Origin of the sequence: Burkholderia reimsis, assembly GCF_003294055.1 — a bacterium.
GTDB classification, from domain to species: Bacteria; Pseudomonadota; Gammaproteobacteria; order Burkholderiales; family Burkholderiaceae; genus Burkholderia; species Burkholderia cepacia.
Window position 1 is genome coordinate 25,674 of sequence record NZ_QMFZ01000050.1, and the last position, 24,287, is coordinate 49,960.

At 68.6% G+C, this 24,287-nt stretch carries 21 protein-coding genes and 1 pseudogene; 13 read left to right on the plus strand and 9 right to left on the minus strand.

Going from position 1 to position 24,287, the window contains the following annotated elements:
* Window positions 1–19: 19 nt before the first annotated feature.
* The 3 genes from DPV79_RS36470 (at window position 20) to DPV79_RS36480 (ending at window position 3,392) form a co-directional block, all read left to right on the plus strand.
* A complete protein-coding gene (locus DPV79_RS36470) occupies window positions 20–1,660 on the plus strand; it encodes a gamma-glutamyltransferase family protein (RefSeq protein WP_113047709.1) in 1,641 nt (546 codons plus the stop codon).
* Window positions 1,661–1,987: 327 nt separating this feature from the next.
* On the plus strand, window positions 1,988–2,815 hold the full coding sequence (locus tag DPV79_RS36475; protein WP_027789191.1) for a ferritin-like domain-containing protein: 828 nt from the start codon (window positions 1,988–1,990) through the stop codon (window positions 2,813–2,815).
* A 70-nt stretch (window positions 2,816–2,885) separates the two neighbouring features.
* Complete coding sequence (locus DPV79_RS36480) at window positions 2,886–3,392, plus strand: hypothetical protein (RefSeq protein WP_113047702.1); 507 nt, start codon at window positions 2,886–2,888, stop codon at window positions 3,390–3,392.
* Here DPV79_RS36480 and DPV79_RS36485 read toward each other — a convergent pair.
* From DPV79_RS36485 to DPV79_RS36495, 3 genes are all read right to left on the minus strand, one after another.
* Entirely contained in the window at window positions 3,386–4,828 is a 1,443-nt protein-coding gene (locus DPV79_RS36485; protein ID WP_027789193.1) for a DEAD/DEAH box helicase, read from the minus strand. The two genes, DPV79_RS36480 and DPV79_RS36485, sit on opposite strands and share 7 nt — an antisense overlap.
* Before the next feature lie 134 nt (window positions 4,829–4,962).
* Complete coding sequence (locus tag DPV79_RS36490; protein WP_113047703.1) at window positions 4,963–6,261, minus strand: c-type cytochrome; 1,299 nt, start codon at window positions 6,259–6,261, stop codon at window positions 4,963–4,965.
* A 19-nt stretch (window positions 6,262–6,280) separates the two neighbouring features.
* A complete protein-coding gene (locus DPV79_RS36495; RefSeq protein ID WP_027789194.1) occupies window positions 6,281–7,045 on the minus strand; it encodes a c-type cytochrome in 765 nt (254 codons plus the stop codon).
* Between the two features lie 373 nt (window positions 7,046–7,418).
* Here DPV79_RS36495 and DPV79_RS36500 point away from each other — a divergent pair, with 373 nt between their 5' ends.
* Entirely contained in the window at window positions 7,419–8,351 is a 933-nt protein-coding gene (locus tag DPV79_RS36500) for a copper resistance D family protein (protein ID WP_113047704.1), read from the plus strand.
* Window positions 8,352–8,525: 174 nt separating this feature from the next.
* On the opposite strand, the gene dgoD is transcribed toward DPV79_RS36500, so the two are convergent.
* Entirely contained in the window at window positions 8,526–9,674 is a 1,149-nt protein-coding gene (gene dgoD / locus DPV79_RS36505; protein ID WP_021160175.1) for a galactonate dehydratase, read from the minus strand.
* Between the two features lie 163 nt (window positions 9,675–9,837).
* Between dgoD and DPV79_RS36510 the strand changes: the two genes are divergently transcribed.
* Entirely contained in the window at window positions 9,838–10,521 is a 684-nt protein-coding gene (locus DPV79_RS36510) for a FadR/GntR family transcriptional regulator (protein ID WP_111938853.1), read from the plus strand.
* A 27-nt stretch (window positions 10,522–10,548) separates the two neighbouring features.
* Here the strand turns inward: DPV79_RS36510 and DPV79_RS36515 are convergent, their stop codons facing one another.
* Window positions 10,549–10,794, minus strand: coding sequence for a DUF1272 domain-containing protein (locus DPV79_RS36515; RefSeq protein WP_021160177.1), 246 nt, complete (start codon window positions 10,792–10,794; stop codon window positions 10,549–10,551).
* Window positions 10,795–10,947: 153 nt separating this feature from the next.
* Between DPV79_RS36515 and DPV79_RS36520 the strand changes: the two are divergent.
* Window positions 10,948–11,296 (plus strand): annotated as a pseudogene (locus DPV79_RS36520) (GFA family protein).
* A gap of 34 nt (window positions 11,297–11,330) precedes the next feature.
* On the opposite strand, the gene DPV79_RS36525 reads toward DPV79_RS36520, so the two are convergent.
* Window positions 11,331–14,438 (minus strand): transglycosylase domain-containing protein, encoded by a 3,108-nt coding sequence (locus DPV79_RS36525; RefSeq protein ID WP_113047705.1) that lies wholly within the window; start codon window positions 14,436–14,438, stop codon window positions 11,331–11,333.
* A 420-nt stretch (window positions 14,439–14,858) separates the two neighbouring features.
* On the opposite strand from DPV79_RS36525, the gene DPV79_RS36530 reads away from it, so the two are divergent.
* Complete coding sequence (locus DPV79_RS36530) at window positions 14,859–15,251, plus strand: MAPEG family protein (RefSeq protein WP_060219633.1); 393 nt, start codon at window positions 14,859–14,861, stop codon at window positions 15,249–15,251.
* A gap of 9 nt (window positions 15,252–15,260) precedes the next feature.
* Here the strand turns inward: DPV79_RS36530 and DPV79_RS36535 are convergent, their stop codons facing one another.
* On the minus strand, window positions 15,261–16,178 hold the full coding sequence (locus tag DPV79_RS36535; RefSeq protein ID WP_021160181.1) for a LysR substrate-binding domain-containing protein: 918 nt from the start codon (window positions 16,176–16,178) through the stop codon (window positions 15,261–15,263).
* 199 nt (window positions 16,179–16,377) lie between these two features.
* Between DPV79_RS36535 and DPV79_RS36540 the strand changes: the two genes are divergently transcribed.
* The 4 genes from DPV79_RS36540 (at window position 16,378) to DPV79_RS36555 (ending at window position 20,972) form a co-directional block, all read left to right on the plus strand.
* Window positions 16,378–17,694, plus strand: coding sequence for an MFS transporter (locus tag DPV79_RS36540; protein WP_059688791.1), 1,317 nt, complete (start codon window positions 16,378–16,380; stop codon window positions 17,692–17,694).
* 63 nt (window positions 17,695–17,757) lie between these two features.
* Complete coding sequence (locus DPV79_RS36545; RefSeq protein ID WP_113047706.1) at window positions 17,758–19,230, plus strand: amidase; 1,473 nt, start codon at window positions 17,758–17,760, stop codon at window positions 19,228–19,230.
* Between the two features lie 116 nt (window positions 19,231–19,346).
* Window positions 19,347–20,549 carry a porin gene (locus tag DPV79_RS36550; RefSeq protein ID WP_059674704.1) on the plus strand — a complete coding sequence of 401 codons (1,203 nt, stop codon included), beginning with the start codon at window positions 19,347–19,349 and terminating at the stop codon, window positions 20,547–20,549.
* Window positions 20,550–20,687: 138 nt separating this feature from the next.
* Window positions 20,688–20,972, plus strand: a complete 285-nt coding sequence (locus tag DPV79_RS36555) for a PAAR domain-containing protein (RefSeq protein WP_059578632.1) — start codon at window positions 20,688–20,690, stop codon at window positions 20,970–20,972.
* 58 nt (window positions 20,973–21,030) lie between these two features.
* Here the strand turns inward: DPV79_RS36555 and DPV79_RS36560 are convergent, their stop codons facing one another.
* Window positions 21,031–21,342 (minus strand): cupin domain-containing protein, encoded by a 312-nt coding sequence (locus DPV79_RS36560; protein WP_113047710.1) that lies wholly within the window; start codon window positions 21,340–21,342, stop codon window positions 21,031–21,033.
* 66 nt (window positions 21,343–21,408) lie between these two features.
* Window positions 21,409–22,092 (minus strand): DJ-1/PfpI family protein, encoded by a 684-nt coding sequence (locus tag DPV79_RS36565; protein WP_113047707.1) that lies wholly within the window; start codon window positions 22,090–22,092, stop codon window positions 21,409–21,411.
* A gap of 116 nt (window positions 22,093–22,208) precedes the next feature.
* Between DPV79_RS36565 and DPV79_RS36570 the strand changes: the two genes are divergently transcribed.
* The gene (locus tag DPV79_RS36570; protein WP_060306375.1) at window positions 22,209–23,180 is read left to right on the plus strand and encodes a GlxA family transcriptional regulator; all 972 of its coding nucleotides are present in this window, start codon (window positions 22,209–22,211) and stop codon (window positions 23,178–23,180) included.
* Window positions 23,181–23,361: 181 nt separating this feature from the next.
* Window positions 23,362–24,287 (plus strand): LysR family transcriptional regulator (locus DPV79_RS36575; protein WP_133295758.1); only part of this gene is annotated, 926 nt, incomplete at its 3' end.

A 24,287-nucleotide genomic window follows, 5' to 3' on the forward strand; every position in this document is an offset into this window, starting at 1 on the left:
TTTCGACGAGGTGGAACCGATGACTGGCTTCAACTGGCACAACCCGTATCCGACGACTCGCATTCCGGTGTTCGCGCGCAACGTCGTGTCGACGTCGCACCCGCTCGCCGCGCAGGCCGGGCTCCGGATGCTGTGGAAGGGCGGCAACGCGGTCGACGCGGCGCTGGCCGCCGCGGCTGCGATCACGGTCGTCGAGCCCGTGTCGTGCGGGCTCGGCGGCGACGCGTTCGCGCTCGTGTGGGACGGCGAGCGGCTGTCCGGGCTGAACGCGTCGGGCGTCGCGCCGGCCGCGTGGAACGTCGACTATTTCCGCCGGCGCCACGGCGAGGCGGCGAACGGCATCGCGAACAAGCCGACACGCGGCTGGGATACCGTCACCGTACCGGGCGTGATCGCGGGCTGGGAAGCGCTGCATGCGAAGTTCGGTTCGCTGCCGTTCGCGGACCTGCTCGAGCCGGCGATCGAGATAGCGGAGCGCGGTTATGCGGTGCCGCCGATCGTCGCGCACAAGTGGGCGGCCGCCGTGCCCGAGCTGCAGGGGCTGCCGGGCTTCGCGGAGACCTTCATGCCGCGCGGCCGCGCGCCGCTCGTCGGCGAGCGCGTGTGCCTGCCCGGTCATGCGCAGACGCTGCGCACGCTCGCGAAGGAGGGGGCCCGCGCGTTCTACGAGGGCGCGCTCGCCGAGCGCATCGCCGCGTTCTCGCGCGAAGGCGGTGGCGCGCTGACCGCGGCCGACCTGCGAGCGTACCGGCCGGAATGGGTCGAGCCGATCGGCAAGCGTTTCGGCCGTCACACGATCCACGAGATTCCGCCGAACGGGCAGGGCATCGCCGCGCTGATCGCGCTCGGGATCGCCGAGCACGCGGGCGTGACGGAATGGCCGGTCGATTCGGTCGACTCGCAGCATCTGCAGATCGAGGCGATGAAGCTCGCGTTCGCGGATGTCTATCGCTACGTCGCCGATCCGCGCGCGATGGAGGTCACGCCCGAGCAGATGCTCGACGACGCGTATCTCGCCGAACGCGCGAAGCTGATCGATCCCGCGCGCGCGACGCACTTCGGCGCCGGCCGGCCGCATTCGGGCGGCACGATCTACCTGTCGGCGGCCGACGAGCGCGGGATGATGGTGAGCTTCATCCAGTCGAACTACATGGGCTTCGGTTCGGGGCTCGTCGTGCCCGGCACCGGCATCGCGCTGCAGAATCGCGGGCACGGCTTCTCGATGGACCCGGCGTCGCCGAACGTCGTCGCGGGCGGCAAGCGGCCGTTCCACACGATCATCCCGGCATTCGTCACCGAGGAGGCCGACGGCCGCACGCAAGCCGTGATGAGCTTCGGCGTGATGGGCGGCGACATGCAGCCGCAGGGGCACCTGCAGACCGTCGTGCGGATGCTCGGCTACGGGCAGCAACCGCAGGCCGCCTGCGATGCGCCGCGCTGGAAGGTCAACCGCGACTTCACGCTCGACGTCGAGGCCACGATGAATCGCGCGACCGTCGATGCGCTGGCCGCGCGCGGCCATACGATCAAGTCGATCGACGATCCTTACATGGATTTCGGTTCCGGGCAGTTCATCTGGCGTCTCGACCGCGACGATCGCGAGCGCGGCTACGTGGCCGCGAGCGACAGCCGGCGCGACGGCCTGGCGGCAGGTTTCTGACGGATTGCCGCCGGCTTTCACCGGCATTTCCTGCGCTTCACGGGCGGCCGGACGGCCGCCCGTTTCGTTTGTCGCGGCCCGTATCGTCGAGCGGGTGCAAGCGGTTTGAAGGACTCATCTAACGAACGGCAACAGACGTCGTGGAACTGCGCTTGTCAGGTATGGTCAGTGCTCTGGAGCACGAACATCAAAGTCCGGCTAAGATGCCAGCATGGTTCGGCCGGACCAATCCACTATAAACGCAAGTAAAACGCCGCCTGCGGGTCGGTCGGCGCCTGTGCCGAAGGCATGGGCCGGCCCCCGTGCGACGACTGGGAGCGCACCACCATGGACACCAAAACGACGCATGTGATGCCGTGGCGCATCGAGGACATCGACCTGAACCGGATCGATCGTCAGCGTGCCGCCGCGAACGAGGATCTGTTGTTGCTGCTGTGCGCGTCGTCGTTCATCGAAAGCGGCTCGGATCTCTACACGAGCAATCTGAGCCAGTTCTTCAACGACGATCCGGAAGTCTCCGCATGGCTCAACAATGCATGGGAGCACGAAGAATTGCAGCACGGGCGCGCGCTGAAGGCGTACATCGCGCACGTGTGGCCCGAGTTCGACTGGGATACCGCGTTCGCGAATTTCTTCGCCGAGTATTCGTTGACCTGCAAGGTCGAGGCATTCGAGAAGACCCGCGCGCTCGAGATGGTCGCACGCTGCGTCGTCGAGACGGGCACGGCCACGCTCTATCGCGCGATCAACGAATGCTCGGACGAGCCCGTGCTGAAGGAAATCACCGACAACATCCGCACGGACGAAGTGCGTCACTACAAGCACTTCTTCAAGTTCTTCAAGAAGTACAACCAGCTCGAAGGCAACGGCCGGCTCGCGGTGCTCGGCGCGCTGGCGCGCCGCGTGATGGAAATCAAGAACGAGGATTCCGAGATCGCGCTGCGCCACGTGTTCGCGGTCCGCTATCCGGATCGTGTCGGCGACAGCCAGTACAACCGAGAGCGCGCCGCGCGCATCAGCAAGCTGGTACGGCGCAACCTGTCGGCCGACATGTGCGTGAAGATGCTGCTCAAGCCGCTCGACCTGCCCGCGAAGATCCAGCCGGGCGTCCACTATCCGCTCACGAAGATCACGCGGCACGTGTTCCTGCGCTGATCGCCGCGGCGCGGCCCGTCGCGCGTATGCTGCGGCTTGTTCATCCGCTTTCCACCGGGGCCACGCCATCATGACCGATACCCATCGCCACGCGCTCGAACAATGGACGTTCGATGCGTGGCCGCCGGCCGTCGTTTCGCTGTTCGACGGCACGGCGCTCGAGCGTCATGCCGACTTCGCCGCATCGCTGATCGTCGCGACCGACGACGGCCATTTGCGCACGACGCTGCTCGGCGTCGGCGAGATCTATGCACACGATGCGCGCACGCTGCTGCTTGCGCTCTGGCCGCAATCGCGTGCGGCGCGCGCGGTCGCGCAACGGCGCACCGCCGCGCTGACGCTCGTCGCGGACGGCGCGTTCTTTCAGGCGCAATTGACGATGGAGCCGCTCGAAGGGGACTTCGGCGGGCTGGCCGGATTCGCTGCGACGATCGCGCATGGCGATGCGCAGCGGGTCGGCTATGCGCGTCTCGCGACAGGCGTCACGTTCACGCTGGAAGGGGAGCGCGCCGCGGTGCTCGAACGCTGGCAACGCCAGGTCGAGCACCTGCGGCGCGCGGCCGCGCGGCTTCAGTGACCGCGCTGGCCGCTGCGCGACGAACGGTTGCGGTTCGGGTGCGCGGCGTTGCCGTTCGCGGGGCGTGCGCCATTGCCGCCGCCCGCCGGGCGCCCGCCGCTGCCGCCGGCACCGCCTTGCGTGCGCGGCTTCGCGGCCTTCTGCTGCGATGCTTTCGGCTGTGCGTTGCCGTCGCGTTTCGCGGCCGGCTGGCCTGAGCCGCCCGCACGCGGCTGGCGATTGCCGCCACCGCCGCCACCGCCGCGCGGCTGCTGTTGCCCGCGGCGCTGCTGGATCGGCTCCGGCTTCGCGTTCGGATCGGGTTCGAAGCCCGCGATCACTTCTTGCGGAATCTCGCGCTTGATCAGCCGCTCGATGTCGCGCAGCAGCTGCTTTTCGTCGACGCACACGAGCGACACGGCTTCGCCGGTCGCACCCGCGCGGCCCGTGCGGCCGATCCGGTGCACGTAGTCTTCCGGCACGTTCGGCAGGTCGAAGTTGACGACGTGCGGCAACTGGTCGATGTCGATCCCGCGCGCGGCGATATCGGTCGCGACGAGCACCTGCAGCGTGCTGTTCTTGAATTCCGCCAGCGCGCGCGTGCGGGCCGACTGGCTCTTGTTGCCGTGGATCGCCATCGCGCTGATGCCGTCCTTCGTCAGCTGCTCGGCAAGCCGGTTCGCGCCGTGCTTCGTGCGCGTGAACACGAGCACCTGGAACCAGTTGTGTTCGCGGATCAGGTGCGTGAGCAGTTCGCGCTTGCGGTCGCGGTCGACCGGGTGGATCTTCTGCGCGACGCTCTCGGCGGTCGTGTTGCGGCGTGCGACCTCGATCAGCGCGGGCGAGTCGAGCAGGCTGTCGGCGAGCGCCTTGATCTCGTCGGAGAACGTGGCCGAGAACAGCAGGTTCTGGCGCTGCGGCGGCAGCTTCGCGAGCACGCGCTTGATGTCGTGGATGAAGCCCATGTCGAGCATCCGGTCGGCTTCGTCGAGCACGAGGATGTCGAGGTCCGACAGGTCGATCGTCTTCTGCTGCATGTGATCGAGCAGGCGGCCCGGCGTCGCGACGACGATGTCGACGCCGCGCTTGAGCGCGTCGATCTGCGGATTGATGCTGACGCCGCCGAACATCACGGTCGAGCGCAGCTTCAGGTACTTGCTGTAGGCACGGACGCTTTCCTCGACCTGGGCGGCGAGTTCGCGCGTCGGCGTGAGGATCAGCGCGCGCACCGCGCGCTTCGCGCCGCGATGCTCGGCGTAGAACGTGTGCAGGCGTTGCAGGATCGGCAGCGTGAAGCCTGCCGTCTTGCCGGTGCCCGTCTGCGCACCGGCGAGCAGGTCGCCGCCGCCGAGGACGGCAGGGATCGCCTGCTGCTGGATGGGAGTCGGCGACGTATAGCCGAGCTCGTTGACCGCCTTGACGAGCGGTTCGGCCAGGCCGAGAGATTCGAAAGACATAGATACCACTCTTCAGTTTTATGATCGGCGACGTCTCGCGCGGCCCGCGCGGGAGGTGACATCGCAAATTGCAAAATGCAAAAGGGCGCGGCCGCGGTTTCCCGCAGCCGCGCCCCGTGTTTGTCAGCCGCTTCTTAGTCGAGCGGCGCGGAACGCAGGTCACTCACCTGTTGCGGCGAGATCGGCGTACCGTTGTTGCCCCACGACATCCGGATATACGTGACGACCGCCGCAACCTCCTGGTTCGACAGCGACTGTGCGAACGGCGGCATCCCGTACGGACGCGGATTCTTGAACGTGCTCGGCGGATAGCCACCGTTGAGCACCATGCGGATCGGGTTGACCGCCGATTCCATCACGATCGAGTGGTTGCCCGCGAGCGGCGGATAGGCCGGCGGCTTGCCCGCGCCGGTTTCGGCGTGGCAGGTCGCGCAGTTGTCCGCGTAGATCTTCTTGCCCTGGTCGAACAGCGCGTTGCCGAACTGCTTCGACGGCTCGTACTGCATGTTCTTCGGCGCTTCAGCCTTCTGCGGGATCGACTTCAGGTACGTCGACATCGCGCGCGTATCTTCGTCGCTCATGTACTGCAGGCTGTTGTGCACGACGTCGGCCATCGGGCCGAACACCGCGCCCTTGTTCGACACGCCGGCTTGCAGCAGGTCGGACAGCTCCTGCACGTGCCAGTCGCCGAGGCCGAGTTCCTTGTCGTTCGTCAGCGACGGCGCATACCAGTTCTGCAGCGGGATCAGGCCGCCCGCGAAGGCTGCCGAGCTCACCGGGCCGCCCATCATGTTGATCGACGTGTGGCACATCGAGCAGTGGCCGAGGCCCTCGACGAGGTACGCACCGCGGTTCCATTCGACCGACTTGGTCGGATCCGGCTTGTACTCGCCTTCCTTGAAGAACAGCGTGCGCCAGCCGATCAGCAGGTTGCGGTTGTTGAACGGGAACTTCAGTTCGTGCGGACGGCTCGGCACCGACACCGGCGCGACCGAACGCAGGTACGCGTAGATCGCGTCGGAATCCGCACGCGTGACCTTCGTGTAGCTCGCGAACGGGAAGCCCGGATAGAGCAGGCTGCCGTCCTTCGAACGGCCGGTGTGCATCGCGCGGTAGAAGTCGTCCGACGTCCACTTGCCGATGCCGTCCTTGTCGTCCGGCGTGATGTTCGGCGTGTACATCGTGCCGAACGGCGTCGCCATCGGCAGGCCGCCCGCGAACGACTTGCCGCCGCGCACGGTGTGGCACGCGATACAGTCGCCGACGCGCGCGAGGTACTCGCCCTTCTTGATCAGCGCAGCCTGGTCGGCCGGCGCGGCCGCGACGGCGGCAGCGCCGTGCAGCGTGTCGTTGCCCGGCCACAGGACCGGCACGAGGGCGGCGGCCGCGACGATCGCGACAGCCGAGAGTGCAAACAGGGACTTGCGTTTCATTGTGTCTGTCTCCCTTGCCTTATTGCGGTTCGCTGCCGCAGGCGAGCGGAGTCTTCATCGAACGCGCCGGAGCCGGCACGGGGTTGGCGGGCGCCGGTTGCGCGGCGAGCCATGCGGTCACGGCCGTCACGTCTTCGTCGGAAAGCTTCGAAGCGACTTCATGCATGCAATCGGGCGCCTTCGCGTGGCGGTTGCCCGAGCGCCATGCACCGATCTGCGCGCTCAGGTAGTCGGCGTGCAGGCCGACCAGGCCCGGGATCGCCGGCTGCATGCCGGTGAGCGTCGCGCCGTGGCAGGCCACGCAGGCCGGCAGCTTGCGGGACGGGTCGCCTTGCGTGACGAGCTGCTTGCCGCGCGCGAGCGTCGCGGCCGGCAGCGTCGGCTTCGCCGGCGTCGGGTACGGCGGGCGTTCGGCCGAGAAGTGCTCGGCCATCTCGCGCAGGTAGTCGTCGTTCAGGTACGTCAGCAGGTAGTTCATCGGCGGGTACTTGCGCCGGCCGTCACGGAAGTTGACGAGCTGGTTGTACAGGTACTCGGCCGGCTTGCCGGCAAGACGCGGGAAGTAGTCGTTGTCCGTACCCTGGCCATGGACGCCATGGCAGGCCGTACAGCCGCGCACGCGCTCGGCCATGGTATCGGGTGCCTTGAGCGGCGCCTGCTGGGCGTGCGCTTGCTCCGTGGGCTTGGTCTGCGCTTGGGCAGCGCTCATAAGGCCCGCGCCGCCGAACATCAGAACGGCGAGCAGCGGACGGAAGAGGCGTCTTGAAGACACACGAGACTCCATGTTTATTCGACGGGGACCTGTCCGGGCTACGATCGGCTCGGCGCATGACGGCAAGGCAGCCGGGCTGCTGCGACGCGGCATTCTATCATCGATGGGTAATGACGGCTATTTGGCAAAAGGACATCGGTTCCTGTCCGTTTGCGACTTGCGACAATTTGACGCGCATTGCGCCGCACCTGTGTGAACCGGCGTGCGTTTTCACCATCGAAGACCGTACACTCGCGGGTCGCGCGGCGCCGCCTCCGCCGCAGGTCCAGTCATTTCTCCCGTTTCCGGATTCATCGATGACGTTTTCTACCGTGCCGTTGCCTTCCTCACGCTGTCCGTCCCGTTGCCGCATCGTCGGCCTGCCGCTTTCGGGAGGGTGTGCGCGATGAAGTTCGACAGCTTGTGGATCGGTCAGGTCGCGCTCGCGGCGCTGATGGACGCCGCGCTCGCGATGGCGGTCGGCTCGGCGCTGCTCAAGGCCTGGCTCGGCAAGGACGGTGCACGTCCGGTCGTCGCGCCGTCCCATCCCGCGTGGCTGCGCGCGCAACATTCGCTGGTTGCGGCGGTGCTGGCGCTGGTGCTCGCGGATCTCGGCTGGCTCGTCTACGAGGCCGCGACGATGAGCGGCGCGGGGCTCGGCGGCGCGTTCGCCGCGATTCCCGTGATGCTGACGCAGACCCATACGGGCTTCGCATGGAGCGTCGCATTCGCCGGCGCCGTGGTGCTCGCGATCGTCGCGCTGGCGAAGCCGGAAGGCCCGGCCGCGCACGCGGTGCTGTGGCTCGCGGTGATCGTGGTCGCGGCCGGCAAGGCTTCGCTCGGCCATGCGGCCGATACGGGCGCGCTGTCCGCGGCGGTCGGCGTGCAGACGCTGCACCTGCTCGCGACCGCCGTGTGGGGCGGCCTCGTGCTCGCGGGCGGGCTCGCGGTGCTGCCGGCGCTCGGTTCGTCGGTCGCGCGCGGCGCGCTGATCCGCATCGGCCAGCACCTGTCCCGCACGTCGATCGTCGCGGTCGTGTTCGTGCTCGGCACCGGCGCGCTCAATGCGATCCGCGGGCTCGGCGGGTCGCTTGCGCCGCTCGACGGCAGCACGTGGGGGCGCGTGTTGCTGCTGAAGCTGCTGCTCGTCGCGCTCGCGCTCGTGCTCGGCGGCCTGAACCGCTTCTCGGCGCTGCCGCGCCTGCGCCGCACCGCGTCGACCGAGGATGCGCACACGTTCCGCAACATCCTGCATCTCGAGGCGCTGACGATGATCGGCGTGTTCGTCGCGGCCGCGGTGCTGTCGTTCAGCGTGCCGGGGTTCGCGGCGCTCGGCTGACGGCCGGTTGCGCGCGGCGCGACGCCAGGCCGCCGACGCGCATCCGCCACATGCATTCACCATGTGCCCGGCGCCGCGCCGGGCATGCAAAAACGGCTGCCTGTCGGGCAGCCGTTCTCGTATCGATACTTGCCGCGACTCAGCGCGACCCGCCGTGCACGCCGCGCATCGCGCTCACCACTCGGCGACGCTGCCGTCCGCGTGGCGCCATACCGGGTTGCGCCAGCGGTGGCCCGTCTTCGCCATCTCGCGCACCTTCTCCTCGTTCACGTCGATGCCGAGCCCCGGGCCCTGCGGGATCGCGACGAAGCCGTCCTCGTAGCGGAACACCTCGGGGTTGCGCAGGTAGTCGAGCAGGTCGTTGCCCTGGTTGTAGTGGATGCCGAGGCTCTGCTCCTGGATGAACGCGTTGTAGCTGACCGCGTCGAGCTGCAGGCACGCGGCGAGCGCGATCGGGCCGAGCGGGCAGTGCAGCGCGAGCGCGACGTCGTAGCTCTCCGCGAGCGTCGCGATCTTGCGGCACTCGGTGATGCCGCCCGCGTGCGACGCGTCGGGCTGGATGATGTCGACGTAGCCGCCCGCGAGGATGTGCTTGAAGTCCCAGCGCGAGTAGAGCCGCTCGCCGAGCGCGATCGGCGTGTTGGTCTGGTTGACGATGTCGCGCAGCGCCTCGGCGTTCTCCGACAGCACGGGCTCCTCGATGAACATCAGCTTGTACGGGTCGAGCTCCTTCGCGAGCACCTTGGCCATCGGCTTGTGCACGCGGCCATGGAAGTCGACGCCGATTCCGACGTGCGGGCCGACCGCGTCGCGCACGGCCGCGACGTTCGCGATCACCTGCTCGACCTTGTCGTAGGTGTCGACGATCTGCAGCTCCTCGGAGCCGTTCATCTTCACGGCCTTGAAGCCGCGCTCGACCACCGCGCGCGCATTGTTCGCGACGTCGCTCGGCCGGTCGCCGCCGATCCACGAATACACCTTGATGCGATCGCGCACTTGGCCGCCGAGCAGCGCATGCACCGGCACGCCGTGATGCTTGCCCTTGATGTCCCACAGCGCCTGGTCGACGCCCGCGATCGCGCTCATCATGATCGGGCCGCCGCGGTAGAAGCCCGCGCGGTACATCACCTGCCAGTGATCCTCGATCAGCAGCGGGTCGCGGCCGACGAGGTAGTCGGCCAGCTCCTGCACGGCGGCCTCGACCGTGTGCGCGCGGCCTTCGACGACAGGCTCGCCCCAGCCGACGATGCCCTCGTCGGTTTCGATCTTGAGGAACAGCCAGCGCGGCGGGACGACGAAGGTTTCGAGGCGGGTGATTTTCACGATGCGGGTCTCCAGGATTGACCGGCGCGGGCAGTCGGGCGCCGCGCGCGGTCGCGTGCTTTCGCGGTTATCCTAGCGCAGGCCGATAAAAAATAGTATTAATAGCACTATTGTGCAGATAGTGGGCAGCCGGACCACCCGGGTACCGGCATAACGGAGAACGATCATTCGACGCGACCTGCATGGACAGACGGCCTTCCGGCTCGCCACGGCGATCCTGCGCGGCGACTACCCGCCCGAGTCGCTGCTGCCGAGGGAACCCGACCTGATGGAGATGTATGGCGTGAGCCGCACGGTGATGCGCGAGGCGCTGCGCACGCTCACGTCGAAGGGGCTCGTCGAGTCGCGGCCGAAGATCGGCACGCGCGTGCGGCCGCGCGGTGTATGGAACCTGCTCGACGCCGACCTGCTCGACTGGTATGCGCGCGTCGCGCCGCCGCTCGCGTTCGCGCTGAAGCTGCAGGAGATGCGCGAGATGGTCGAGCCATACGCGGCCGCGCTCGCCGCGCGCATGCATACACCGGCAACGTTCGATGCGATCGACGGCGCGGCGCGTGCGATGGCCGCCGCGCGCAACGTCGACGAATGGGTGCGCGCCGACCTGCGTTTTCACCTGAGCGTGCTCGAAGCCGGCGGCAACGAACTGCTGGTGCCGCTCGGCACGCTGATCGATCGCACGCTCGAGGCGCAGCTGCACCTGAATGCGCGCCGCGCGGACGTGTACAACGCGTCGCTCGCCGAGCACACGGCCGTCAGCGACGCGATCCGCATGCGCGACGAGGACGGTGCGCGCCGCGCGATGGCGGCGCTGCTCGCGGTGACGCGCGCGCGGATCGAGATGTCGTGACGCGAAACGGCGGGCGGCGCGGCGCGGTCAGGCGTTCGCGCAGCCGCCCGGCTTGTGGATGCGCTCGGTCGACGCCGGGTATTTCGCGAGCAGGCTCGCGGGTCGCCGCGGGCGCACGGCGAAGTCGCCGCCGCAGTTGGGGCAGCGGCCCTTCAGCACGTCGTCGGCGCAGGTCGCGCAGAACGTGCATTCGAACGTACAGATGCGGGCATCCGCCGAATCGGGTGGCAGGTCCTTGTCGCAGCATTCGCAGCCGGGGCGCATTTCGAGCATGACGGTTTTCCTTGTTCGGACAGGGGCGGGAAGGGCGCCGCCGGACATTGCGCGCGGCGCATCTGCGCGCTACTGTACCCGCCTTGATCGGTCTGGCCAACGGTGTCCCGCCGGGGCGCCGCCGATGCGCACGGGCCGCACCGGGAGACGACCATGATTTATCGCGGAAGCTGTCATTGCGGAGACGTGAAGTTCGAGGCGGAAGGCGACCTGCAGGACGTGATGGCAGTGCAACTGCTCGATATGCCAGCGCAAGGGCGCGCTGATGTGGTTCGTGCCGCGCGATCGCATGACGCTGCTCACGCCCGACGCGCATCTCGCCACCTACATGTTCAACAAGCACGTGATCAAGCACCGCTTCTGCAAGCGCTGCGGGATTCACACGTTCGGCGAGGGCGTCCACCCGAACGGCACCGCGATGGCCGCGATCAATGTGCGCTGTCTCGAAGGTGTCGATCTCGACGCGCTGCCGGTCACGCACTACGACGGCCGCTCGCACTGAGCGGCGCGTCGGCGCATGACACGACGTGCGGCCGTCAGGACGGTTGCGCGGCCGCGGTGCCCGTCGCCGGCGCTGCCGCCTGCGGGGCGGCGCCCGCGGTATGCGTGCCGTTGCCGGCCGGGCGTTCGATCAGCGGCGCGAGTGCCGGTGCCATCGACTTCAGCAACTGCACGGCCATCGCGCTCGTGAAGTCGTAGCGTGCCGCGTACGGTTCGTGCGCGGTTGCCGTCAGGACCCCGAAGAACCGGTCGCCGAGCACGAACACGAACGTGCCGCTGCGGTTCACCTTGCGCGACTCGATCAGCCGTGCGCCGCGCGCATAGACGTTGAAGCGCTGGTCGCCCGTCCCGGTCTTGCCGTACACGTCGAGCGTCTTGCCGTCGGGCAGCGTGAAGCCGCCCGCGAGGCGGCGCGCGGTGCCGTTGAGTACGACGTCGCGCAGCAGCGTGTGCGCGACGTTGACGATCTCCGGCGACAGCATCGGTTGCGGCTGCGCGGCCGCGCGCACGAAGCGCGTTTCGTACGGCGTGCCCTTCGCGAAGTCGAGCTGCGTGATCGTCTCGGTCGGCGCTTTCTGCCCGCCGTTCGCGATCAGGCCGATCAGTTTCGCGAGCGCGTCGGGCTGGTCGCCCGATGCGCCGATCGCGGCCGCGTACGACGGCGTGACTTCCGCGAACGGGTAGCCGAGTGCCCGCCACGACTTCGTGATCTCCGCGTACGCGCGCAGTTCGACCATGCGACGGATGCGCCGGTCCTGGGTCGCGTGGTAGCGCGTCTTGTACAGCCACGAGTACGTGTAGAAACGCGCGTCGCGGCTGTCGCGCTGGACATCGGCAAGCGCCGCCGCCGGGTGGGCGCGCAGGTAGTTGAGCGTCCACAGCGCGAGCGGATGCACGCTCGCGATATAACCGCGATCGTTGAGGTTGAAGCGGTCGATCGCATACTTCGCGTAGAGCCTGGCGAGATCGTCGTCGGACAGTGTCGCGGCCGGCGTGCCCTTCAGTTGCGCGCGCATCTGCGCGTCGAACCACGCGAGCGATTCGTTCGGCGCGACGCTGCGCAACACCGTCGCGATCTTCGGCGGCGACTTGCGCACGTCCTTCAGCATCAGCGCGAGCGCGTCGTCGGGCGCCTTGCCCGCATAGCGCGTGTAGTAGCGCTTCACGTAGACCTGGCTTTCGCCGTCGACGAACTGCTGCAGGTAATGCCGGCGCTGTTCGGGGTCGCCGAGCCACGACGACGACGGGCCGGCCGCCTGCAGCGTCTCGTAGTGGACGATGTCGCGCATCAGCCGCACGAACACGAGGTTGACCGAATGCTCGAAGGCCGCGTGCAGCGTCAGGATGCGGCCGTTGTCCGACTTTTCGAAGTTTGAGAACACCTGTGCGCCGCCGCCCGTGTAGAACACGTCGGGGCTCGCCGAATACTTGCGTTCGACGGCCGCGTCGAGCATCGCCTGCAGCGAGCGGTCGCGCGTATGCGACAGGTAGTCGAGCGCCCAGTGCGACAGCCCGTCGATCGGGTCGGGCTTCACGCGGGCCAGCTCCGCGTTCGACAGGTTCGCGTAGCGCGCATGCAGGTCGGACACGATCTGCAGGTAGGTGATCAGCGTGCGCAGCTTCGCGGTCGAGCCGAGGTTGATGCGGCCGCCGCGATTGACGTCGAACGGCTCGTTCACGCTGTCGGTCTGCACGCGCAGCAGGTTCGCGCCGTTGCGGTGTTCGTACAGCGTGAAGCTGTACGTGAGGTGCGACGGGTCGTCCTTCGGCGCGAGCATCTCGAAACCGTACAGGCCGGCCGCCTGCGCGCCGTCGCGCGTCGACGCCCGTGCGAGCCGTTCGGCGACGGCCTGCTGCACGCCGTTGTCGAGCGTGCTGGTCGCCTGCAGGTCGAACTGGTCGAGCTGGTACAGGTCGCTGATGCCGAGCGCCGACAGCAGCGACGCGCGCGCGGACGTCACGGCCTTGCGCGACACGAACGACTGCACGTGCGCGGCGGCCGGCGGCGCGCTGCGTTCGATCTGCGCGGCAAGCGCGGCGTCGCGCAGCGCCGGCGAGATCACGCCGCCGTTCGACAGCAGCCTCAGGTAGCTGTCGGTCAGCCGCTCCAGGGCCGGATAACCGCGATTGAGGAAGTACGACGGCGCGCGCTGCGCGATGATCAGCGACAGCACCTCGCGGAACGCCTTGCCCTGTTCGTCGACGTTGTCGCCCGTCGTCGGCGCGGACAGGATGCGGTTCACGTCGTTGAAGTCGCGGCCGTACCACGCGGCGAGGCCGTCGCCGATGCCGGTGATCTCGCCGATGTGCGGCCGCGCGGCGAGCGGGACGGAATTCAGGTAGCGCACGACGATGGTACGGCGCGCGGGCATCGTCTGCGGGCCGTTCAGGTACGCACGCACCGACGCCGACGCGATCTGCCGCAGCTTCTCGGGCGGCGTTGCGGTGCGGCCCTCGGGCGAATGTCGGAACTTCTCGATCTGCGTCGCGAGCGTGCTGCCGCCCGGGCGCGCCTGGTGGCGGTTGACGACGTGCAGCGCCTGGTCGGCGAGCGCGCGGCTGAAGCGCCCCCAGTCGATTGCCGGGTTGCGGTTCGGCTCGTTCGCGTCGAGCAGGTAGCGATCCTCGATGAACAGCAGCGAATCGGCGATCACGCGCGGCACCCCGTCGAAGTCGGCATAGACGCGCTGCGGGAACACGGTCGCGAACAGCGGTGCACCGGTCGAGTCGAACAGCGTCAGGCCCGCCTGGTCCTTCTCCTCGAACGGGAGGAACAGCCCGTGATCGCCGATCGACAGCATCCGCTGCGAATCGCGCGCCTGCTTGCCGACGACGAAGCCGCGCGCGAGCAGCCGTTCCTGGAACGCCGGAATCATCGCGTAGCCGAGGCGCTGGTCGTACGGGCCGTTCGCGGGGAAGCGGATGCGATCGCTCGGGCCCGCCTCGAGCGTGTAGCCGACGTCGCGGGTGAGATCGGACAGGTAGTGCGCCTGCAGCCGGGACGTTTCGATCTCGCTCTGCACGAGCCGCGCGACGATCGCCACCGCGATCAGCAGCGCGGCGAGCAGGGACCACTTGACCCACGTCCAGACCGATGCGGGACCGGTCACGCGCGGCAGGATACGATTCAGCGGCCGATTCATGGCGGCGTCTCCCTGAAGGCGCGGGCTCCGGCCGCACCCCATTAAGGATTAGTGTAGTCCTCCGCAGCGGGCTGCCAAGGGCGTCGACTACCGAGATGCGTCGACGCAACGTGCATGCCTGTGACGCGGGGCAACGGGCGCCGCGCCGCGATGGTGCGCGCCGCTGCGGCTTAAACGTTTGCGCGTTGCGCGCGGCGACGTCCGCGTGGCAGGGGCGACGCCGGGCAGGCCCGCGTGGCCGGGCCGACGGACGATGCACGGATTTCGTGCGCTGCGGCATCGTTCCAATTCGGGCCGGAACCCGTTCGTGAAAAGGGGGCGTCGCACGGCGACGCTACGGGTTTCCGCGATAGCCGCGCGCGCCGGCGGCGGGTACGATCGCCGGATGTGCGGCGCATGTCCGCTTCAGCCCGGAGTCCCATGGCGATCCATCCCGTCGCACTCGTGTGCACGGCCATCCTCGGGCTGCTGCTGTTCGGGCTCGGGTTCGTCGTGTCCGTCACGCGCTTTCGATGCACCATCGGGTCCGGGTGTGCGTCCGACCCGACGAACGGGCTGCACAAGATCGTGCGTGCGCACGGCAACACGGCCGAATACGCGCCGTTCCTCGCGGTGCTGTTTCTCCATTTCGGCGCGCACGATCCGTCTCGCGCGATCCTCGTGCTGATCGTCACGGCAACCGCGTGCCGCTGCCTGCTGGTGATCGGATTGCTCGCGTGGCCGACGATGGCCAACCCGAATCCCGTGCGTTTCATCGGCGCGCTCGGCACGTACCTGTGCGGGGCCGCGCTGTGCATCGCGCTGTTCGTCTGAACGGCGGCGCTACCGCCACAGCAGCGTCGCGCGATCGTGCCGGCGCACGGCTTCGACGAAGCAGTGGATCAGGTAGTCGCAGGCAATCGTGTTCAGCGCATCGCGGCGCGTGAGCACGCCGACCGACACGGCCGGAATCGTTTCCTCCACGTCGATCGCGACCATCCGCTCGCGAATCCAGTCGATTTCCATGAAGCTCTTCGGCACGCACGACACGGTGTCGGTGTGCACCGACAGCGAAAACGCCGCGCTGAACGACGTGCATTCGACGATCGGCTGCGGCGCCGGATAACCGTGCGCGACGAACACGTCCTGCAGCAGCCGGCCGATGCTTTCAGGCGACGTGTTGAGAATCCACTGCGCGTCCTGCAATTGCGCGAGCGACGTGCAGTGACGCAGCGGATTGCTCGCGCGCGTCATCAGGATCAGTTCCGATTCGAGCAGCGGCCGGAACGTGAATTCCGGCGACAGCCGGGCCGCGTCGACGATCGCGATCACGAAGTCGAGCGAGCCGTCGCGCAGCCGCGGCAGCGCCGTGTCGAGAAATCCTTCGCGCACGTCGAGGCGGATCGTCGGCATGCGCTGCCGGAACGCGTCGAGTGCGGCCGGCAGGAAGCCGAGCGACACCAGCGGCGTCAGCGCGCATGCGAGCGCACCTTCCTTGCCGCCCGACAGCTGGATCACGTCGTCGCGCGCGTGCTGCATCTCCGCGAGGATCAGCCGTGCGCGGGCATAGACGGCCTGCCCGAAACGCGTGAGCTGCGCGCCGCGCGCGTTGCGCGTGACGAGCGGCACGCCGAGATCGAGTTCGAGTTCGCGGATCGCCTTCGTCAGCGCGGGCTGCGACAGGTGGATCGCGCGCGCGGCCGCGCGCAGGCTGCCGTGTTCGGCGATGGCGGCAAGCGCCCGGAGCTGGTGGTGTTTCACGGCGAGGCGGGGCGCGGCGGCGGTGGCGACGTTCGTATCCTACACCGCGTTTCCGCGCGGAAAGCACGCGATAACCGTGCGTTATCACGATCGAAAAATGTCGCTCCGGGCTGCGTATTTTGAATGCCTAGACTGCATGCGCAGGCCGTCCAACGGGCCGTGCACACGACACGCATAACCAGTACGGAGACACACCTTCATGAAGGCGCCCCGAGCAGGCAGCATGTTCGGCGGGCATGTCGGCGACGTTGCCGCATCCCCGTCCAATCGTCAGCTGATTGTCGCGATCACGATCGGCAACGGCCTCGAATTCTTCGATCTCACCGTGTTCAGTTTCTTCGCGGTGCTGCTCGGCAAACTGTTCTTTCCCGCGGTCTCCGCGCAGCAGCAGTTGTTGATGTCGGTCGCGACCTTCGGCGTCGGTTTCATCGCGCGGCCGATCGGCGGTGTCGTGATCGGGCTCGTCGCCGACCGCTTCGGCCGCGTGCCCGCGATGAACCTCACGCTCGTCACGATGGCGATCGGCACCGGGATGATCGGCGTGCTGCCGACCTATGCGCAGATCGGCATCGCGGCGCCCGTGCTGGTCGTCGTCGCGCGGCTGCTGCAGGGCTTTTCGGCCGGCGGCGAGGTCGGCGTATCGACGTCGCTGCTCGCCGAGCGCGCGCCGGCCGGCGAACGCGGGTACTACACGAGCTGGCAGTTCGCGAGCCAGGGTGCCGCGGCGCTGGCCGGTTCGTTCGTCGGCTTCCTGCTGTCGCATTTCCTCGATACCGCCTCGCTCGAAGCGTGGGGCTGGCGCGTGCCGTTCCTGCTGGGCGTGCTGATCGCACCGATCGGCCTCTACCTGCGCGCACGCTTCAGCGCGCTCGAGCAGCACGCGCCGGCCGCGGCCGCGCGGCGTTCGTCGGCCGTGCTCGGCACCGTGCTGCGGCGCGACGGCGGCGCCGTGCTGACCGCGCTCGGCCTCGTGGTCGGCGGCACGGCCGCGCACTTCATCGTGCTGTATTACATGTCGACGTACGCGATCAAGGTGCTGCACCTGCCGATGGATACCGCGCTGTGGTGCGGGATCCTGTCCGGCGCCGTGATGTTCGTCGCTGCGCCGGTCGGCGGGCGGCTGGCGGATCGCAACGGCAGCAAGCGCGTCGCGCTGTGGTCGCGCCTCGCGCTGACCGTGCTGATCCTGCCGGGCTTCTGGCTGATCCGCGCGGTGCCGTCGATCGCGACGATGTACGCGGTCGTGATGCTGCTCGCCGCGCTGCACTCGATCAACGCCGGCGCGAACGGCGTGATCCTCGCCGAGCTGTTCCCGAAGAGCACGCGCGCCACTGCACTGTCGATCGCATATGCGGGCGGCGTGTCGATCTTCGGCGGCTTCGCGCAGTTCATCGTCACGTGGATGATCGGCGCGACCGGCAATCCGGCGGCGCCCGCGTGGTACGTGATCGTCTGCGGCGTGCTGTCGCTCGTCGCGCTCGCGTTCGCATCGGATCGCAGCGAACACGATGCGTGACCGCTGCCGCCGCCTTCCTTTCCGCTTTCTTCCCCGCTTTTTTCCCTCTTCGCCCCGAACCGTATGACCGCCACCGTTTCGCTATCGTCCCCGCCCGCCGACGTGATGGCCGGCGACCTGTGCGACCTGTCCGCCCGCACGATGCTCGACCTGCTGAAGACCCGGCAGATCGGCGCGTGCGACCTGCTCGATGCGCATCTCGCGCGGATCGCGACGGTCAACCCACGCGTGAATGCGCTCGTGACCGTCGTCGATCCCGACGTGCTGCGCGCCCGTGCGCGCGACATCGACGCCCGCTGGATGCGCGGCGAATGGCAGGGGCCGCTGCACGGGCTGCCGGTATCGCAGAAGGATCTCACCGCGACGCGCGGCGTGCGCACGACCTACGGTTCGCGGTTGTTCGCCGATCACGTGCCGCTGCATGACGCGCTCGTCGTGCGCCGCTGCGCGAGCGCCGGTGCGCTGATGATCGGCAAGTCGAACACGCCCGAATTCGGCGCCGGGTCGCATACGTTCAACGACGTGTTCGGCGCGACGCGCAACCCGTGGGACCTGACGCGTTCCGCGGGCGGCAGCAGCGGCGGCGCGGCGGCCGCGCTCGCGTGCGGGATGAATCCGCTCGCGTGCGGCAGCGACATGGGCGGTTCGCTGCGCAACCCGGCCGCGTGGAACAACGTCGTCGGATTGCGGCCGTCGCCGGGCCGCGTGCCGCGCGCGCCCGACCTGAACGGCTGGGCGACGCTCGGCGTCGACGGGCCGATGGCGCGCGACGTGGCCGATACCGCGTTGCTGCTGTCGGCGATCGCCGGGCCGGGCGGCGAGACCGCGACCGAACTCGCGGACCCGGGCGCACGCTTCGCGCAGCCGCTCGAACGCGACTTCCGCGGCACGCGCATCGCGATGTCGCGCGGCCTGCCCGGCGTGCCGGTCGATCCCGAGATCACGCGGGCGGTCGATGCGCAGGCGCGTGTGTTCGCGGCGCTCGGCTGCGAAGTCGAATTCGACGATCCCGATCTGTCCGACGCCGAGGACGTGTTCCGCATCGAGCGCGCATGGATGATCGGCACGCTGGTCGACGGGTTCGACGATGCGCAGCGTGCGGCGCTGAAGCCCGAGATTCACGATGAATACCGGCTGCATCGGTCGCTGACGGCCGCCGATCTCGGCCGCATGTTCGTGCGCAAGACGCGGCTGTTCGAGCGGATGCGCACGTTCATGCAGCGCTACGCGTTCTACGTGCTGCCGACGACACAGGTGATGCCGTTCGACGTCGGCTTGCGCTCGCCTGCGTACGTGCAGGGGGCCGCGAGCACGTCGTACATCGACTGGATGCGCGTGTGCTGGTACCTGTCGTCGACCGAGGCGCCGATCCTGTCGGTGCCGTGCGGCTTCGGCGCGACCGGTTTGCCGATCGGCATGCAGATCGTCGGCCGCTATCGCGACGACTGGGGCGTGCTGCAGTTCGGTCACGCGTACGAAGTCGCGGCCGGCCGCCGCTGGGCCCCGCCGGCGGTCGTCGCCGACGCGATGCGCTAGCCGTCCTCCCCGATTTACCCCTGACCGTTCCGGTTTGCTCCGGAGCAGGCCGCGCGCCTGCGGGGGACGCGCACGCCTGCGTTTTGCCATTCGACCCGCGCAATGGAGACCTTCCGATGAAAAAACGGCTGTTGGCAGGCGCGGGCGTCGCGCTGATCGCGGGTGCGGCGCACGCACAGAGCAGCGTGACGCTGTACGGCATTATCGACGAAGGGCTGACCTACACGAGCAACCTTGCGGTCGCCGGCCCGAACGGCACCGTGAGCGGCAAGCCGGCGTGGCGGATGCTCGGCGGCGTGCAGCAGGCGAGCCGCTGGGGGCTGCGTGGCGTCGAGGACCTCGGCGGCGGCCTGGCGGCCGTCTTCACGCTCGAGAACGGCTTCGACCCGAGCACCGGCAAGCTCGGGCAGGGCGGGCTGATCTTCGGCAAGAAGGCGTTCGTCGGGCTGTCGGGGCCGTTCGGTACCGTCACGCTCGGGCGCCAGTACGACACCAACGTCGACTTCCTCGGGCCGCTCGAGGCCGCCGCGCTGTTCGGCGGCTACATGGTTGCGCACCCCGGCGATCTCGACAACGTGAACAACGCGAACTCGACCAACAACGCGATCAAGTTCACCAGCAACGACTACGGCGGATTGCGCTTCGCGGCCATGTACGGCGTGGGCGGCATCGCGGGTGCGGCGACGCGCAACCAGGTGTGGTCGATGACGGCCGGCTACACGCGCGGGCCGCTCGTGGTCGCGGCCGGCTACCTGAATGCGCGCAACCCGAACGTGTCGTTCTTCGGCACGACCGGCAGCCCCGCGCCGGTCGTCGGCGGCGTGCCGGGCAACAACATGCTGTCGCCCGTGTATTCCGGTTATGCGTCGGCGCGCACGCTGCAGGTCGCGGCGGCGGGCGGCACCTACGCGATCGGCGCGGTGACGCTCGGCGCGATGTACACGAACACGTCGTTCCGCGGGCTCGGCGACCTGTCGTCCGGGCCGAACCCCGGTGGCGTGTCCGGCAACGCGGTGTTCAACAACGTCGAGGGCAGCGTGCGCTACCAGTTCACGCCCTACCTGTTCGGCGGCGTCGCGTACGACTACACGCGCGGCGGCGGCGTGAACGGCCGCGACGGCGCGACGTACCACCAGGTGGCGGCCGGGCTCGACTATTTCCTGTCGAAGCGCACCGACGTGTATGCGACCGCCGTCTTTCAGCGCGCGTCGGGCACCGATTCGACGGGGCACGCGGCGGTTGCCGCGATCAACGGCCCCGGCGCGTCCGCGAACGACCGGCAGTTCGAGGCGCGGATCGGCATTCGGCACAAGTTCTAACGGATGCGGCGATCGGCAGGCGGCGGCCGCGAGCGGTGATATGCTCGCGGCACGCCCGCGATCGACGGGCGGATTCCGATTGCCCGTGTGCGGCCTTGATGCCGCGCTGCACGGCATTTCCGAGGGAAGAACCGACACATGAGCCGCAAATTCATTCTGAAGGGCGACACGACCGACCACGGCGGCGTGGTGCTCGAAGGGATCGCCAATTCGTCGTTCGACGGACGTGAACTCGCTTATCTCGGCGCGTCGGTGTTCTGCGCCGCCTGCAAGTCGCCCGGCGTGATCGTGTCCGACGGCGGCGAGCGGACGATGACCGTGATGGGCAAGGTCGTCGCGCTCGAACACGACCTGTGCCAGTGCCAGTGCACGCCGCAGCCGAAGCTGATCGCGTCGCAGGCCACCGGGACGATCTCCGGATGAAACCCGCCGCGCGGATGCGGTCGGCATCCACGCGGCCCCGGCGCACGGCCAACGGCCGTCAGGCGCTGCCTTCGGTTTCGATCACGAGGATGCGTGCTTCGCCGAGCGGATGCGCGACATGCTCGGTGCCGGCCGTCGCGTGGAACACGTCACCCGTTTCGAGCACCGTCGCGTGCTCGACGCCTGCTTCCCGATAACGCATCTCGACGCGACCGTCGAGCACCGCGAACACTTCCTCGCCGTCGTTCACGTGCCATCGATACGGCTGGTCGGTCCAGTGCAGGCGAACCGTGATGCCGCCCAGGTTCGCGATGTCGAGCGCGCCCCACGCACGGTCCGCGGTGAACGCGGCGCTGCGGACGATGTTCATCGATATGTTCTCCGGCGCGAGTGCGCGTCGTCTTTCGGTCATCGAGGCAATTTCCCGTACCCGCATTCAGCGCGACACCGCGCGCAGCGCCTGTTCGATCGTCGCCTTGCGCTTCGCGAAACTGGCCGCCGAACGTTCGGTGACGCGCTTCACGACGGCTGCCGGCGCGGTGTCCGGCGAACCGGCGTCGAACGGCGGTGCGGGCGCGTATTCGAGTTGCAGCTGGATCGCCTGCGCTTCCTCGTCGCCGGCCAGTTCCGCGGCGATCGTCAACGCGAAGTCGATGCCGGCCGTGACGCCGCCGCCCGTGATCAGGTTGCCGTCGCGCACCACGCGCTCGCGCACCGGCACCGCGCCGAGCGGTTCGAGCAGCGTGTGGAATGCCCAGTGCGTCGTCGCGCGCCGCCCGCGCAGCAGGCCGGCCACGCCGAGCAGCAGCGCGCCTGTGCAGACCGACGTCACGTAGCGCGCGGTGGCCGCGCGCTGCTGCACGAAGGCGATCGTTTCGGCATCGAGCAGCAGTTCGTTGATCCCGATGCCGCCCGGAATGCAGATCACGTCGAGCGGCGGGCAATCGTCGAACGTGCAGGTCGGCGCGAGCGCGAGCCCGCTGCTCGACGCGACGGTGTCGAGCGACTTCCAGACCAGGTGGACGGCCGCGTCGGGCAGCGACGCGAGCACGTCGTGCGGGCCGGTGAGATCGAGTTGCTGGACGCCCGGGAACACGAGAAAGCCGATATGCAGGGTCATGCGAAGACTCCGGTTGGAAGGGGGCGCACCGTTGCCGGCGCGGGATGGACAGATCGATTCTAGGCGCGTAGTGTTTGGCGAAATTGCCATATCGCCCACGTTTTCAGCCAATCGCCATGCCTGCCGCCCCGCGTTCGATCCTGGTCCTCGCGTTCCCTCGTGCCCAGCTGCTCGACGTGTCGGGGCCGCTGCAGGTGTTTGCGTCCGTCAACGAGCTCGCGCTGGAGCGGGGCCAGCCGGCGCCCTACGCGCCGCGTGTCGTCGCGGCCGAGGCGGGGCCCGTCGAGACGTCGTCGGGTCTCGCCGTGATGGCCGAGTCGCTGCGCTCGGCCGCACGCCATCCCGATACGCTGATCGTCGCCGGCGGCAAGGGCGTGCATGCGGCATCCCGGGACGCGCGGCTGGTGCGCTGGGTGCGGCAGCAGGCGGCGCGCACGCGGCGCGTGGCGTCCGTCTGCACCGGCGCATTCCTGCTCGCCGAGGCCGGCCTGCTCGACGGGCGCCGTGCGGTCACGCACTGGGCGCGCTGCGACGAGTTCGCGGCGCGCTATCCGAACGTGCGCGTCGAATCCGATCCGATCTTCATCCGCGAAGGCGCGCTGTGGACCTCGGCCGGCGTGACGGCCGGCATCGATCTCGCGCTCGCGCTGGTCGAGGAGGACCTGGGGCGGGCGACCGCGCTCGACGTCGCGCGCGAACTCGTCGTGTTCCTGAAGCGCCCGGGCGGACAGGCGCAGTTCAGCACGATGCTGTCGATGCAACGCACCGACGACCGGTTCGGCGAACTGCATGCGTGGATGGCGGAGCACCTGACGGCCGACCTGTCGGTGCCCGCGCTGGCCGAGCGCGCAAGCATGAGCGAGCGCAGCTTCGTGCGCCACTACCGCGCGGGCACCGGCCGCACCCCCGCGCGCGCGGTCGAGCAGCTCCGCGTCGAGGCCGCGCAGCGCCTGCTCGGCGAAACGGCGTGGCCCGTCAAGCGGATCGCCGCGCGTTGCGGCTTCGGCTCCGAGGAGACGCTGCGACGCTGTTTCGTGCGGGTGCTGGGCGTGTCGCCGCAAGGCTATCGCGAGCGATTCGTGCGATAACGCACGGCGTACGGCTGCGCTCGGGGCCGGAACGATCGCCGAGTGCGACTGAACGAAAATCGATCGCTTTCCAGTCCGAAACGCAGAAACTATTCAGGATCGGAGAACAATGGACGGGGGCTTGTGCCGTGCCCGTCGCGCGCTCTATTCTGTTCCGTTGGCGATTCGAAGGGGGAGCAGCATGGACCGAATCCAGGCAATGGAAGTTTTTACCCGTGTGGTCGACGCGAACAGCTTCACACGCGCGGCCGACACGCTCGCGATGCCGCGCGCGTCGGTGACGACCATCATTCAGAACCTCGAGGCGCTGCTGGGCGTGCGCCTGATGCACCGGACGACACGCAGGCTGTCGCTCACGCCGGAAGGTGCGGCGTACTACGAGCATTGCACGAAGATCATCTCGGAGATCGCGGAGGCCGACGCGAGTTTCCAGACGGGCAACCGCAAGCCGAGCGGCGTGCTGCGTGTCCACATGCCGAGTTCGCTCGGGCGGCGCATCGTGCTGCCGTCGCTGTCGATTTTCCGGCAGCGCTACCCCGACATCACGCTCGAACTGGGGCTCTCCGACCGCTACGTGGATCCGGTCGAGGAGGGCATCGACTGCATGATCCGGGTCGGGCCGCTCGAGGATTCGTCGATGGTCGCGCGGCGGATCGGGATGCTGAAGCGCGTGACCTGCGCGTCGCCCGATTACTTGGCGCGTCACGGCGAGCCGCACGAGATTGCCGATCTCGCCGACCATCACGCGGTGAATTTCCGTGCGAGCCACGGCGCGCGGGCGATTCCGTGGGTGTTCATGATCGACGGGAAGCCGTTCGAGGTGCGGATGAACGGCAGCGTCACGGTCAACGATTCGGATGCCTACGTGACGTGCGGGCTCGAAGGGTTCGGGATGATCCAGCCGACGCTGTTCATGGTGCTGCCGAACCTGCTCGACGGCTCGCTGGTCGAGGTGCTGCCTGACTGCAATCCGAAGCCGAAGCCGATTTCGATCGTCTATCCGCACAACCGGCACCTGTCGCAGAAGGTGCGCGTGTTCGCCGACTGGGTCGCGGAGGTGTTCGAGGCGACGCCGTCGCTGGAAGGGGGGGAGAACTGGCGCGGGCG